General features: G+C 60.7%; 11 protein-coding genes and 1 pseudogene. 11 read left to right on the forward strand and 1 reads right to left on the reverse strand.

Going from position 1 to position 13707, the window contains the following annotated elements:
• The first annotated feature begins 117 nt into the window (after nt 1–117).
• From norR to FEE99_RS27075, 5 genes are all read left to right on the forward strand, one after another.
• The gene (norR, locus tag FEE99_RS27055) at nt 118–1677 is read left to right on the forward strand and encodes a nitric oxide reductase transcriptional regulator NorR (protein WP_041479951.1); all 1560 of its coding nucleotides are present in this window, start codon (nt 118–120) and stop codon (nt 1675–1677) included.
• 229 nt (nt 1678–1906) lie between these two features.
• On the forward strand, nt 1907–2809 hold the full coding sequence (locus FEE99_RS27060) for a chemotaxis protein CheV (protein WP_016773296.1): 903 nt from the start codon (nt 1907–1909) through the stop codon (nt 2807–2809).
• A 3-nt stretch (nt 2810–2812) separates the two neighbouring features.
• A complete protein-coding gene (locus FEE99_RS27065; RefSeq protein ID WP_041479952.1) occupies nt 2813–3295 on the forward strand; it encodes a GNAT family N-acetyltransferase in 483 nt (160 codons plus the stop codon).
• Nucleotides 3296–3439: 144 nt separating this feature from the next.
• Nucleotides 3440–3766: a hypothetical protein gene (locus tag FEE99_RS27070; protein WP_041479953.1), complete on the forward strand. Its 327-nt coding sequence runs from the start codon at nt 3440–3442 to the stop codon at nt 3764–3766.
• Nucleotides 3767–3849: 83 nt separating this feature from the next.
• Nucleotides 3850–4599 carry a YkgJ family cysteine cluster protein gene (locus FEE99_RS27075; RefSeq protein ID WP_041479954.1) on the forward strand — a complete coding sequence of 250 codons (750 nt, stop codon included), beginning with the start codon at nt 3850–3852 and terminating at the stop codon, nt 4597–4599.
• Nucleotides 4600–4734: 135 nt separating this feature from the next.
• Here the strand turns inward: FEE99_RS27075 and FEE99_RS27080 are convergent, their stop codons facing one another.
• On the reverse strand, nt 4735–4974 hold the full coding sequence (locus tag FEE99_RS27080) for a hypothetical protein (RefSeq protein WP_016773292.1): 240 nt from the start codon (nt 4972–4974) through the stop codon (nt 4735–4737).
• Nucleotides 4975–5381: 407 nt separating this feature from the next.
• On the opposite strand from FEE99_RS27080, the gene FEE99_RS27085 reads away from it, so the two are divergent.
• The 6 genes and pseudogenes from FEE99_RS27085 to FEE99_RS27110 all read left to right on the forward strand — a co-directional run bounded on the left by FEE99_RS27085 (nt 5382) and on the right by FEE99_RS27110 (nt 13616).
• On the forward strand, nt 5382–6542 hold the full coding sequence (locus FEE99_RS27085) for an efflux RND transporter periplasmic adaptor subunit (RefSeq protein WP_041479955.1): 1161 nt from the start codon (nt 5382–5384) through the stop codon (nt 6540–6542).
• Nucleotides 6539–9651 (forward strand): annotated as a pseudogene (locus tag FEE99_RS27090) (multidrug efflux RND transporter permease subunit). The gene FEE99_RS27085 and the pseudogene FEE99_RS27090 overlap by 4 nt, the downstream one beginning before the upstream one ends.
• Before the next feature lie 7 nt (nt 9652–9658).
• Complete coding sequence (locus tag FEE99_RS27095; RefSeq protein WP_016773287.1) at nt 9659–10336, forward strand: heavy metal response regulator transcription factor; 678 nt, start codon at nt 9659–9661, stop codon at nt 10334–10336.
• Nucleotides 10326–11690, forward strand: coding sequence for a heavy metal sensor histidine kinase (locus tag FEE99_RS27100; RefSeq protein WP_041479957.1), 1365 nt, complete (start codon nt 10326–10328; stop codon nt 11688–11690). Before FEE99_RS27095 ends, FEE99_RS27100 begins: the two co-directional genes overlap by 11 nt.
• Before the next feature lie 190 nt (nt 11691–11880).
• On the forward strand, nt 11881–12105 hold the full coding sequence (locus FEE99_RS27105; RefSeq protein WP_041479958.1) for a hypothetical protein: 225 nt from the start codon (nt 11881–11883) through the stop codon (nt 12103–12105).
• 194 nt (nt 12106–12299) lie between these two features.
• Nucleotides 12300–13616 (forward strand): OprD family porin, encoded by a 1317-nt coding sequence (locus FEE99_RS27110; protein WP_041480033.1) that lies wholly within the window; start codon nt 12300–12302, stop codon nt 13614–13616.
• Nucleotides 13617–13707: the final 91 nt, after the last annotated feature.

The following is a 13707-nucleotide window of genomic DNA, read 5'->3' on the forward strand; positions in this document are numbered from 1 at the left end:
CTTCCATGCCAACTAATTAATCTTTTAAATTCAATAGCTTGAAACCTTCATAGTCATTTCGACACAAATGAACGTATAGTCATCGCGACTATACCTTGTCTCTTTGACTACATAACCATGACCGCTAAATCCCTGCTTACCGCCCTGCTGCCTCTGGTCGCTGACCTCTCCCGCGAACTGCCCGAGGGCGAGCGCTATCGGCGCCTGCTCGAAGCCATGCGCGCTTTGCTGCCTTGCGATGCCGCCGCGTTGTTGCGTCTGGATGGCGAATCATTGGTGCCGCTGGCGGTGGATGGCTTGAGTACCGACACCCTCGGCCGGCGCTTCAAGGTCAGCGAGCATCCGCGTTTCGAGATTCTGCTGGCCGGCGCCGGGCCGACGCGCTTCGCCGCCGACAGCGACTTGCCCGATCCTTATGACGGTTTGGTCGATGGCCTCGACGATCATCTTGAAGTTCACGACTGCCTCGGCTGTCCTTTATTCGTCGATGAAAAACTCTGGGGCCTGATCACCCTCGACGCGCTGGACCCGGAGCGTTTCGAGCCGATCGAACTCGACGCCCTGCAAGCCTTTGCCAGCCTCGCCTCGGCCACGGTCAATGCGGCCGAACGCATCGAACGTCTGGCCACCCGCGCCGAAGACGAGCATCAGCGCGCCGAGGTCTACCGTCAGGCCAGCGGCCAACAGCACCGCGAAATGATCGGCCAGAGCAAGGCGCATAAACGTTTGGTGGAAGAAATCAATCTGGTCGGCGGCAGTGATCTGACTGTTCTGATCACCGGCGAAACCGGCGTCGGCAAAGAGTTGGTAGCCCAAGCCATCCACGCCGCCTCCGCGCGCGCCGACAAACCGATCATCAGTCTCAACTGCGCCGCCCTGCCCGACACGCTGGTCGAAAGCGAACTGTTCGGCCACGTGCGCGGCGCTTTCACCGGCGCCACCAGCGATCGGCGTGGCAAGTTCGAACTGGCCAATGGCGGCACGCTGTTTCTTGATGAAGTCGGCGAACTGTCGCTGACGGTCCAGGCCAAGTTGCTGCGCGTATTGCAGAGCGGCCAGTTGCAGCGCTTGGGTTCGGACAAGGAGCATCAGGTCGATGTGCGGCTGATTGCGGCAACCAATCGCGATCTGGCCGAGGAAGTGCGCAGCGGTCGCTACCGTGCCGACTTCTACCACCGTTTGAGCGTGTATCCGCTGCGAGTGCCGGCGCTGCGTGATCGTGGGCGTGATGTGTTGCTGCTTAGTGGCTTCTTTCTCGAGCAGAACCGCTCGCGCATGGGCCTCAATAGCCTGCGTTTGAACAGTGATGCTCAGGAAGCGCTGCTCGCCTACACCTGGCCGGGGAATGTCCGGGAGCTGGAGCATTTGATCGGACGCAGTGCGCTGAAGGCGCTGGGTAACTGCAAAGTGCGGCCGAAGATTTTGAGTCTGAGCGCGGCGGATCTGGATTTGCCACGAGAGGTTGTGGATAACGTGGTTGCGCCTGCCTATGCAGATTTGGCCAATGAGATGCCGATGATCGGTGGTGATTTGCGCAGTGCCACCGATGAGTTTCAGCGGCGCCTGATCAGTGCAGCGCTGGAGCGTCATCAGGATAACTGGGCAAGTGCGGCGCGGGAGTTGGGGGTGGATCGGGCGAATCTTGGGCGCATGGCCAAGCGTTTGGGCATGAAATAACCACGCCATGTAGCTTGCTTGATGACCTGTGTCGAGGGGATTTATCCCCGTTGGACTGCGCAGCAGTCCCGTCTTTTGCGCCCGCTACGCGACCCAACGGGGATAAATCCCCTCGACACAGATGTTTTTTGTCCAGCCGACAACTGAGCTAAAGCCCAACCTTCTGACGCCGATAACACGGCATCAAAGGTTTCTGGCGATTTCCACTCTCGCCCCACAGAAGGTTCTTATGTCCTCCACCAAAGCCCGCGCAGATTCACTATCGCTTCTGCTGTTTACCTTGCGCAGCGGCAAGCTGATGGCGATCAACCTGCTGAAAGTCAGTGAAATCATCCCCTGCCCGCCGCTGACCAAGCTGCCGGAGTCGCACCCGCACGTCAAAGGCATCGCCTCCCTGCGCGGTGCCTCTTTGTCGGTGATCGACCTCAGCCGCGCGATCGGCGAACGGCCGCTGGAGGATCCCAACGGTGGCTGCCTGATCGTCACCGATGTCAGCCGTTCCAAGCAGGGTCTGCATGTGCAGGCGGTGAGCAAGATCGTCCATTGCCTGACCACCGACATCAAGCCACCACCGTTCGGCTCCGGCGGCTCGCGCGCCTACATCACCGGCGTGACCTCGGTGGACGGCACGCTGGTGCAGGTGCTGGATATCGAAAAAGTCATCCACAGCATCGCCCCGGCGCAGATCGAAATGGCGCCGACCGACCTGACCATGGAAGACGCCGAAGTGCTCGGCAACGCGCGCATCCTGGTGGTCGACGACAGCCAGGTGGCGCTGCAGCAATCGGTGCACACCCTGCGCAACCTCGGCCTCCAATGCCACACTGCGCGCAGCGCCAAGGAAGCCATCGACTGCCTGCTCGACCTGCAAGGCACCGCGCAACAGATCAATCTGATCGTCTCCGACATCGAAATGTCGGAAATGGACGGCTACGCCTTTACCCGCACCCTGCGTGAAACCCCGGACTTCGCTCACTTGTACGTCTTGCTGCATACCTCGCTCGACAGCGCGATGAACAGTGAAAAAGCTCGCCTGGCCGGTGCCAACGCGGTGCTGACCAAGTTCTCCTCGCCGGAGCTGACACAACGCCTGATCGAAGCCGCCAAGCACGTCGCGGCCAACGGGCACTGAGTCTTGGCCGAGACGTTTTGCTTTCTGCTGCGCCGCGACTTGAGTGGACCTCTGCCGGATGCTCAGCGGCCGGACGGGATTGAGCTGTCCGTCTACCGCGAGGAACTGGCGCCGGCGGTGCATCAGTTGATGTACCTCGGACAGCTGGAAGGTGGCGGTCGAGTGCCGTCACTGGACGATTGGCAGCGGCGCTTTGCCAGCGACCCTGAATACGATCCAGCGCTGTGTTTCGTCGCCTGCGATGCCGAGGGTGTGGTGGGCGTGGCGCAGTGCTGGACCAGTGCGTATATCAAGAATCTGGTGGTGCACCCGCGAATGCAGGGCCGGGGGCTTGGACGCGCGTTGTTGCTGCATGCCTTCAGCGTCTTTCAACAGCGGCGCGAGGGGTTTGTCGATTTGCGGGTTCTGGAGGACAACCTGCGGGCGCGGCGGTTGTATGAAAATGCCGGGATGGTTGTGGTTCGGCGCGAGCCTGTGCCCGACTGATCTACCGCTTTCGCGAGCAGGCTCGCTCCCACAGGTGGATTGCATTTCAAACTGTGGGAGCGAGCCTGCTCGCGAAGGGCAGCACTGGCAACTTCCGCTATCCGACAGACTCCAACCTTGGCCATAACCAAGGATGCCCCAACCATGAAAGCCATCACCCTGGCGCTGCTCAGCCTCACCGCCCTCGCCTCCCAGGCCCATGCCTCCAGCCCCGACGCCTGGGCTGCCTATGACAAGACCGTCCTCGCCAGCTGCACCAAGGCCAGCGGTCTGAAAAACGTCAAACCGGTCGGCACACCGGCGCAATTCGACGACCGCGTCGGTTACACCGCCGTTCTGCTGCAAGGCCAATACCCGCAAAAACACATGAAAGGCCAGCAAGGCAGCGAGCTGTGCCTGTACAACAAACAGTCGAAAACCGCGTACGTCACCGAGTGGGATTCGATTCGCCCAACCGCCAAACCTCAGTGAATGGCGCACAACTTGCTTCGACCCGGCCCTGTGCGGTGGTTTTCCGCCACCGTTTCACACCCTGATTGAAGACAGATCGCTCAATGAATACGACGTTTTCCTGCGTAGGTTGCGGCAAATGCTGCACCGATCACCATGTCCCGCTGACGCTCGCCGAAGCCCGCATGTGGGCGGCGGATGGCGGTCAGGTGATCGTGCTGGTCGAGGCGTTTCTCGGCAATGGCCTGGGCCTGCCAACGCAGCAGCGCGAACATGCCGAGCGCCGTTCGGCCGTGGTCCGCAGTGGCACTATTGATGCTCATGTGGCGATCACCTTTGCCGCTTACAACGTCGGCCCCTGCCGGAATCTTGACGACGACAAGCGCTGCCGGATCTACGAGCGTCGCCCGCTGGTGTGCCGGATTTACCCGGCGGAAATCAATCCGCACATCCCGCTCAATCCTGCTGCCAAGGATTGCCCACCGGAGTCCTGGGAACAGGGACCGGAGCTGATCGTGGGGGGCGAGTTGGTTGATCGGCAACTGCTGGAGTTGATTCAGCGTTCGCGTCAGGCGGATCGGGATGAGATCAAACTCAAGGATGCGATCTGCGCAACCCTGGGAATTCGCACCACGGCGCTCAAGGGCGACGGGTTCACCGCGTACTTGCCGAACATGGATGCCTTTGCGGCAGTGATCGACCAAGTGAGCGCGCAACCGCTAGCGGCGCAAACCAGTGAATGGCTGTTTCATTTGTCCGGCGATGACGTGGCCGGACAGGTACTGGCTGCGGGTGGGCTGGTGGTGACGGAACCGGCGCAGACTTATGCGTTCATTTCATTGCGCGCGGCTTGATCTGACATTTGTGCTGTAGCGGCTGTCGCATTCGCGAGCAGGCTCGCTCCCACATTGGATCTGCGCCAAACACAAAACCTGTGGGAGCGAGACTGCTCGCGAAGAGGCCAGCACAAGCACCATCACTTTCCGATGTCAGCGCTTACCCATCGACCGACGCGTCCCCGGCGGCGCCATGCCCGGGGTTTTGGTGTGGCCATTCTTCGCGCCATTCTTGTACCAAGGCTGATTCGAGCCTTTCGCCGAGGCAAGCTCGCCCGGCTTGAACGGGAACTTGAACGCCGGGATCTCGGCCTTGGTTTCGCTGGCATCAGCCACTTCAGCCGGGACGTCGCTCACAGCGTCGTCAACCGGCGGTTGGGTCGGGGAAGTCATAAAAGCTCCGGGAACAAAAAGTCGGCCCGATCAGTGAGCCGCAAAGGCGCGCAGTATACCTGTGCGCTCTGGCTCGGCATCTGAAGATTTGCACGGTGCGCTGAACGGTTTTCCCCTCACCCTAACCCTCGCCCTGGGGAGGGGACAGACCGAGGTGTTTACTCGAGGTTCGCCGACATGGGATACCGAGTCGAACTCAGGTTCGAAAAGCCCACAAATCGGCTCCCTCTCCTTGGGGAGAGGGCTGGGGTGAGGGGCGAATCCAACACAAGATCATCGCCGCACACTGCTACTCCCCATCTATACAAACGAAACTGACAATCCTGACAGGCAGCCGTCACCCTGCCGACCGCCTGACCGGTTTATAACTGGTCAATCTGCCCAAACTCCAGACTTCGGCGCCGCGCATGTCCATTCAGAAAAATAAAATCCTGCTCGCCTCTCTCCTGATTTTGCTGGCAGCCGCCGGCCTGTGGTTTGTGCTCAAACCGGCACCGGCCAAACTGGCCAGCCCGACCGCCATTCCTGTGCGGGTGGTGACGGTCAGCGCCAAAGACGTGCCGCGTTACACCAGCGGCATCGGCTCGGTGCTGTCGCTGCACAGCGTGGTGGTGCGTCCGCAGATCGACGGCATTCTGACGAAAATTCTGGTCAAGGAAGGCCAACGGGTCAAAGCAGGCGACCTGCTCGCGACCATTGACGACCGCTCGATCCGCGCCAGCCTCGACCAGGCCCGGGCGCAGTTGGGCGAGAGTCAGGCGCAGTTGCAGGTCGCGCTGGTCAATCTCAAGCGCTACAAACTGCTCAGCGTCGACGACGGCGTATCGAAACAGACCTTCGACCAGCAACAGGCCTTGGTCAATCAGCTCAAAGCCACGGCACAAGGCAATCAGGCCTCGATCGATGCGGCGCAGGTGCAGCTGTCCTACACGCAGATTCGCTCGCCGGTTACCGGGCGCGTCGGTATTCGTACGGTCGATGAAGGCAACTTCCTGCGCATGACCGACACCCAGGGCCTGTTCACCGTCACGCAGATCGACCCGATCGCCGTCGAGTTCTCCCTGCCGCAGCAGATGCTGCCGACCCTGCAGAGCCTGATCAGCGACCCGCAACGCGCCCCGGTCAAGGCGTACATCGGAGCCGATACTGATGGCGAAACCGGCAATCTGCTCGGCGAAGGTCAGCTGACCCTGATCGACAATCAGATCAACGCCAACACCGGCACCATCCGCGCCAAGGCCGAATTCGCCAATGCCAGCCAGAAACTCTGGCCGGGTTTGCTGGTGACGGTGAAAATTCAGACCGCTGTGGATAAAGACGCGCTGGTGGTTCCGCCCACCGTCGTACAGCGAGGCCTCGAACAACACTTCGTTTACCGCGTGAAGGACGACAAGGTCGAGGCAGTACCGGTGCAAATGGTTTATCAGGGCAGCGGTCAGGACATCATCAAAGGCGTCAACGCCGGTGACGTACTGGTGACCGACGGCCAGTCGCGGCTCAAGCCGGGGTCGAGCGTGCAAATCATGAGCGAGCCGCCGCAAGTGGTGCAGGCGGAGCCCAAGCCATGAACTCGCACAAGGGCATCTCGACCTGGTGCATCGATCACCCGGTAGCGACGATTTTGCTGACGTTCGCTCTGGTACTGGTCGGCGTAATTGCCTTCCCGCGTTTGCCGATTGCGCCACTGCCGGAAGCGGAATTTCCGACGATCCAGGTCTCGGCACAGTTGCCCGGCGCCAGCCCCGACACCATGGCTTCCTCAGTGGCCACGCCGCTGGAGGTGCAATTCAGCGCCATCCCCGGCATGACCCAGATGACCTCCAGCAGTGCGCTGGGCTCAACTCTGCTGACCTTGCAGTTCACCCTCGACAAAAGCATCGACACCGCCGCCCAGGAAGTACAGGCGGCGATCAATACCGCCGCCGGCAAGTTGCCCAAAGACATGCCGACGCTGCCAACATGGAAAAGGTCAACCCGGCCGATAGCCCGGTGCTGATCCTCAGCGTCAGCTCGACGCAAATGCCCGGCACCGAACTCAGCGACCTGGTGGAAACCCTGCTCTCGCGTCAGATCAGCCAGATCGACGGCGTCGGCCAGATCAACATCACCGGTCAGCAACGCCCCGCGATCCGAGTGCAAGCCTCGGCGGACAAACTCGCGGCGATTGGCCTGACGCTGGCCGACATTCGGCTGGCGATTCAGCAGACCAGCCTCAACCTGGCCAAAGGTGCGCTGTACGGCGAATCGAGCATCTCGACGCTGTCGACCAACGATCAGTTGTTCCACCCCGAGGACTACAGCCAACTCATCGTTTCCTACAAGGATGGCGCCCCGGTTCACCTGCGCGATGTCGCCAAAGTCGTCAACGGTGCGGAAGATGCCTACGTGCAGGCCTGGGCCGGAGATCGACCCGGCGTAAATCTGGTGATTTTCCGCCAGCCCGGCGCCAACATTGTTGAAACCGTTGACCGCATTCAGGCCGCCCTGCCCGGCCTCGAAGCGATGCTGCCGGCCTCGGTGCAGGTGAAAACCCTGATCGACCGCACGCAGACCATTCGCGCCTCGCTGCATGAAGTGGAAATCACTTTGCTGATCGCGATCCTGTTGGTGGTCGCGGTCATGGCGCTGTTCCTGCGCCAGTTGTCGGCGACGCTGATTGTCTCGGCGGTGCTCGGTGTCTCGCTGATCGCCAGTTTCGCCCTGATGTACGTCCTCGGCTTCAGCCTGAACAACCTGACGCTGGTGGCGATCGTCGTCGCGGTCGGCTTCGTTGTGGACGATGCGATCGTGGTGGTGGAAAACATTCATCGCCATCTCGAGGCCGGTGACGATATGCGCGAGGCGGCGATCAAGGGAGCCGGCGAGATTGGCTTCACCGTCGTTTCGATCAGTTTCTCGCTGGTGGCGGCATTCATTCCGCTGCTGTTCATGGGCGGTGTGGTCGGGCGCCTTTTCAAGGAGTTCGCCCTGACCGCGACGTCCACCATAATGATTTCCGTGGTGGTCTCGCTGACGCTGGCGCCAACCCTTGCTGCGCTGTACATGCGCAAACCGGTGCATCACGCCAGCGCCAAACCGGGTTTCAGCGAGCGCTTGCTCGGCTGGTACGAAAAAGGCCTGCGCCGCGCCCTCGACCACCAGAAACTGATGATTGGTGTGTTCGGTTTATCGTTGGCGCTGGCTGTTGCCGGTTACATCTTTATTCCCAAGGGTTTCTTTCCGGTGCAGGACACCGGTTTTGTCCTCGGCACCACCGAAGCCGCTGCGGATATCTCCTACGGCGACATGGTGAAAAAACACTTGGCGATGGCCGAAATCGTTGCAGCCGATCCGGCGGTGCAGGCGTTCTCGCACTCGGTCGGGGTTTCCGGCAGCAACCAGACCATCGCCAACGGGCGCTTCTGGATCGCCCTGAAAAAACGTGGCGATCGCGATGTCAGCGCCAGCCAGTTCATCGATCGCATCCGCCCGCAACTGATGAAAGTCCCCGGCATCGTCCTGTATTTGCGCGCCGGGCAGGACATCAACCTCAGCTCCGGCCCGAGCCGTGCGCAGTACCAATACGTACTCAAGAGCAACGACGGCGCGACCCTCGCCACTTGGACCCAGCGCCTGACCGAGAAACTGCGCAGCAACCCGGCGTTTCGCGACATTTCCAACGATCTGCAACTGGGCGGCAGCATCACCCACATCAGCATCGATCGCAGCGCCGCCGCGCGTTTCGGCCTGACCGCCAGCGATGTCGACGAGGCGCTGTACGATGCATTCGGCCAACGGCAGATCAATGAATTCCAGACCCAGGTCAATCAGTACAACGTGATTCTGGAACTGGATACCAAACAACGCGGCAAGGCCGAAAGCCTCAACTATTTTTACCTGCGCTCACCACTCAGTGGGGAAATGGTGCCGCTCTCGGCTCTGGCCCGATTCGACGCGCCGACCATCGGCCCGCTGTCGATTGCCCATGACGGCATGTTCCCCGCCGCCAACATGTCATTCAACCTCGCCCCTGGCGTGGCATTGGGCGATGCGGTGATTCAGCTCAATCAGGCCAAGGCCGAGATCGGCATGCCCAGCGCGATCAGCGGCAACTTCCAGGGCGCGGCGCAGGCGTTCCAGAGTTCGCTGGCCAGTCAGCCGTGGCTGATTCTGGCGGCGCTGGTGGCGGTGTACATCATCCTCGGCGTGCTTTATGAAAGCTTCGTGCATCCGCTGACGATCATTTCGACCCTGCCGGCAGCAGGCCTCGGCGCGGTGATCATGCTGTGGATCTGCGGCCAGGACTTTTCGATCATGGCGTTGATCGGGCTGGTGCTGCTGATCGGTATCGTCAAGAAGAACGGCATCCTGATGATCGACTTCGCGCTCGAGGCGCAGCGCCAGCGTGGCCTGCCGCCGCAGGAGGCGATTTTCGAAGCGTGCATCACCCGGTTCCGGCCGATCATCATGACCACCCTCGCCGCCCTGCTCGGTGCGTTGCCGCTGATGCTCGGTTACGGCACCGGCGCCGAACTGCGCCAGCCGTTGGGCATTGCCGTGGTCGGTGGTTTGCTGGTCAGCCAGATGCTGACGCTGTTCACCACGCCGGTCATATACTTATGGCTCGAACGGCTGTTTCACCGGCACTCACACCCACCAGCCCCAACGCCCGCAACGGCACTGGCGACCACAGACTGAGGCGGTCATGCGCGTTCTGATTATCGAAGACGAAGAAAAAACCGCGGACTATCTGCACCGGGGCCTGACCGAACAGGGCTACACCGTGGACCTTGCCCGCGACGGCGTCGAAGGCCTGCATCTGGCACTGGAATGCGACTACGCCGTGATCGTGCTCGACGTCATGCTGCCGGGGCTCGATGGCTTCGGCGTACTGCGCGCATTACGTGCGCGCAAGCAAACCCCGGTGATCATGCTCACCGCCCGCGAGCGCGTCGAAGATCGCATCAAGGGCCTGCGCGACGGCGCCGACGATTACCTCGGCAAACCGTTTTCCTTTCTCGAACTGGTCGCCCGCCTGCAAGCGCTGACCCGGCGCAGCGGCGGCCACGAACCGGTACAAGTGACCATCGCCGACCTGTGGATCGACCTGATCAGCCGCAAGGCCACCCGCGCCGGCACGCGCCTGGACCTGACGGCGAAAGAGTTCTCCCTGCTCAGCGTGCTGGCCCGGCGCCAGGGCGAAATTCTCTCGAAGACCGCTATCGCGGAAATGGTCTGGGACATCAATTTCGACAGCGACGCCAACGTCGTCGAAGTCGCGATCAAACGCCTGCGGGCCAAGCTTGACGGGCCGTTCAACGAAAAACTGCTGCACACCATTCGCGGCATGGGTTATGTGCTGGAGAGCCGTGGTGTCCAGTAACTCGATTGCCTTGCGCCTCAGCGGCATGTTCACGCTGGTGGCGCTGGTGGTGTTTCTGTTGATTGGCGGCGCGCTGTATCAACAGGTCGACAAGGGCTTGGGATTGTTGCCCGAAGCCGAGCTGGATGCGCGGTACAGCGTGCTCGAATCCACCGTCGGCCGTTACGGCACGCCGGAGCATTGGTTGAAGATCAACAACAAGCTCAAACTGCTCGGTGAGGAAGACAAGCGCATCAGCTTCTGGATCAGCAGCGGTGATCCGCGCTACGAATACGGCAATCTCACCCCGCAGATTCGTGCCGCCATCAACGGCCCGTTGGGCATGCATGATCTGCAACTGCCCGATCAGCCCTACCCGCTGAAAGTGCTGGTCAGTCAGTTCCCCGCCAAGGATCAGCGCCCGCCGTTGCGTTTCATGATCGGCATCGACACCGAGACGCTGCATCAGACCCAGCATCACTTGCTCATCGCCCTGATCAGTCTGGCGATTGTCGGGGTGCTGCTGGCCTCGGCATTGGGCTATTGGGTCGCAAGAATCGGTCTGAAGCCGCTGATCAAACTGTCGCAGGAAGCCCAGCGTCTGGCCCCACCACTGCGCGCCGGACGCTTGCGCCTGTCGCCGCTGCCGCCGGAACTGGAGCAGTTTGTCGAATCGTTCAACTCAACTCTGGAACGGGTTGAACTGGCCTATTCGCGGCTGGAATCGTTCAACGCCGACGTCGCCCATGAACTGCGCTCGCCGCTGACCAACCTGATCGGCCAGACCCAAGTCGCACTGACTCGCGGGCGCTCCGCCGAACACTATTTCGAAGTGCTGCAATCCAATCTCGAAGAGCTTGAGCGACTGCGCTCGATCATCAACGACATGCTGTTTCTGGCCAGCGCCGATCAGGGCAACAAGGCGACCAAACTGACCTCGACGTCACTGGCTGATGAGGTGGCGACGACACTGGACTATCTGGATTTCATCCTTGAAGACGCGCAGGTTGAAGTGCAGGTCAGCGGCGATGCGCAAGTGCAAATCGAGGTCGCGCACCTGCGTCGGGCATTGATCAATTTGCTCAGCAACGCGGTGCAGCACACCGAACCGGGCCAGGTGATCGAGGTGCGCATCGAGGTTGAAGAACACCAGGTGAGCATTGGCGTGGCCAATCCCGGGACGCCGATTGCCAGCGAGCATCTGCCGAGGTTGTTCGAACGGTTTTATCGGGTCGATGCTTCGCGCAGCAACAGCGGCAATAACCACGGGCTGGGGCTGGCGATCGTCAAGGCGATTGCGCTGATGCATGGCGGGGATGTGTTTGTGCGCAGTGATCGGGGCATGAACACCTTTGGCATCCATCTCCCGGTCTGAAAAGATCAAAAGATCGCAGCCTTCGGCAGCTCCTACAGGTGTACGCCAAGCCCTTGTAGGAGCTGCCCAAGGCTGCGATCTTTGCTTTTGCTGTAACAGTCATTTATGAAAATCGCGCTGTTTCCCAACCCCCGGCAACCTTATCTTTGCCCGCACCAAACAGCACTCGCCAAGCGAGAAGGTTTTCAAGATGTCCAACAGTATGGGTATTGCCAGCGCATTCGTTTTGTCCTCATTGATCCTGTCGCCGATGGCGATGGCTGAAGAATCGCAAGCGTTCGTGGCGCACAACGTCGCGCGCGCGCAGGCATTCGATCAGCATCAGGCCGAAGTGATGGCCAAGGCTCAAGACGCGACGCAATCCCCCCCGCAGGCCGCTACTTCCCAGGCTCAAGCGCTCGAGAAAGACAGCTGAGTCTCACCGCGAAAGGTTTCCCTCGACGCGGTTGTTTGGCTCTTCCCGTTCAACCGTCGTCACTCCAGGCCGCTGCCATTCAGCGGCCTTTTTTCGTTGTGGTCTGAAAGCCGTCTGGCGCGTCTGAAAAAACAAGAAACATCAAGCCGCTCATGAACCAGAGCGGCCCGCTGACCCAAGGAGCTCCACCGCACGTGTTCTACCCTGCCTGCCTCACCCCGCTGTTCATTGCAATTGCCGCAACGATTGCTCCCGCCGCCCACGCCGACGAGCCCGCTGAACAAGGTTTCGTCGAAGGCTCAAGCCTCAGCCTCAATGCCCGCAACTACTACATGAATCGCAACCGCTTGCAGAAAGCGGACGACAACATTGAATGGGGGCAAGGTTTTCTCGGGGTTTTCGAATCGGGTTATACCGAAGGCACGGTTGGCTTCGGCGTCGATGCTCATGCCATGCTCGGCTTGAAACTCGATGGCGGAGGCGGTACCGACGGTTCGAGCATCCTGCCGATCAGCGACGGCAACGGCAAAGCGCCGGGCTCGTTTTCAACCGCCGGCGGGACCCTGAAGCTGCGAGCATTCGATACCGAACTGAAGGCCGGTGACCTGTTCCTCACCAACCCGGTGATTGCCGGCGGCGACACGCGGATGCTGCCGCAGACCTTTCGTGGCATCAGCCTGAGTAACCGCAGCTTCGACGGCTGGCTGATCGAAGGTGGCCAGGCCAGTTTCACCAAGCCCTATAACCAGAGCGGTCATACGCGAATTGGTACGTCGTACGGCACCCTCAGCGACGGTGACGAAAGCCGCCACCTGAACTGGGCCGGTGTGGCCTGGAGCGGCGTTGAGGGCCTGACCAGCAGCCTTTATGCGTCCGAGCTCAAGGACATCTGGAACCAGTACTACTACGACCTCGACTACACCTGGCACTTGAACGATCTGGTCAGCCTCAACCCGGGCCTGCACTTCTATCACACGCAAGACACCGGTGATGCGCTGCTCGGCGATATCGACAACAACACCTACAGCCTGCACTTCACCGTTGGCGTCGGTCATCACAGCGTTACCGCCGCCTTTCAGCGGGTCAACGGTAATACGCCGTTCGACTACATCAGCCAGGGCGACAGCGTTTATCTAGACAACTCGCAGCAGTATTCGGACTTCAACGGTCCGAACGAACGCTCCTGGAAGCTCAAGTACGCTTACGACTTCACTGGCCTCGGCATGCCCGGATTGACCTCGGCGCTGTCCTATTCACGCGGCACGGTGGATCTGACCAAAGCCGACCCGAACAGCGCAGGCTATTCCAGCTGGTACAGCGCCGACGGCCATAACGCCAAGCATTGGGAACGCGACATCGATTTGCAGTACGTCGTGCAAAGCGGCCAGGCCAAGGATCTCGCGGTGCGCCTGCAATGGGCCACCAACCGTGGCGGCAACGGCTACGGCGCGATTGATTCGGATACAGATGAATACCGCGTGATCATCGACTACCCGGTCAACGTCTTCTAAGATCGGCGCTGCGTTTTTCAGATCCTGTGATCTACCCTGTGGGAGCGAGCCTGCTCGCGAAAGCTGATTGTCAGTCAACATCTGTGTTGAA

The organism is Pseudomonas sp. ef1, assembly GCF_007293365.2.
Classification (GTDB): Bacteria; Pseudomonadota; Gammaproteobacteria; order Pseudomonadales; family Pseudomonadaceae; genus Aquipseudomonas; species Aquipseudomonas siliginis.

Coding starts and splice junctions, on each gene's coding strand:
- FEE99_RS27070 (WP_041479953.1), top strand. CDS start 3,440: ATGAAAGCCATCACCCTGGCGCTGCTCAGCCTCACCGCCCTCGCCTCC.
- FEE99_RS27080 (WP_016773292.1), bottom strand. CDS start 4,974: ATGACTTCCCCGACCCAACCGCCGGTTGACGACGCTGTGAGCGACGTC.
- FEE99_RS27075 (WP_041479954.1), top strand. CDS start 3,850: ATGAATACGACGTTTTCCTGCGTAGGTTGCGGCAAATGCTGCACCGAT.
- FEE99_RS27095 (WP_016773287.1), top strand. CDS start 9,659: ATGCGCGTTCTGATTATCGAAGACGAAGAAAAAACCGCGGACTATCTG.
- FEE99_RS27105 (WP_041479958.1), top strand. CDS start 11,881: ATGTCCAACAGTATGGGTATTGCCAGCGCATTCGTTTTGTCCTCATTG.
- FEE99_RS27060 (WP_016773296.1), top strand. CDS start 1,907: ATGTCCTCCACCAAAGCCCGCGCAGATTCACTATCGCTTCTGCTGTTT.
- norR (WP_041479951.1), top strand. CDS start 118: ATGACCGCTAAATCCCTGCTTACCGCCCTGCTGCCTCTGGTCGCTGAC.
- FEE99_RS27085 (WP_041479955.1), top strand. CDS start 5,382: ATGTCCATTCAGAAAAATAAAATCCTGCTCGCCTCTCTCCTGATTTTG.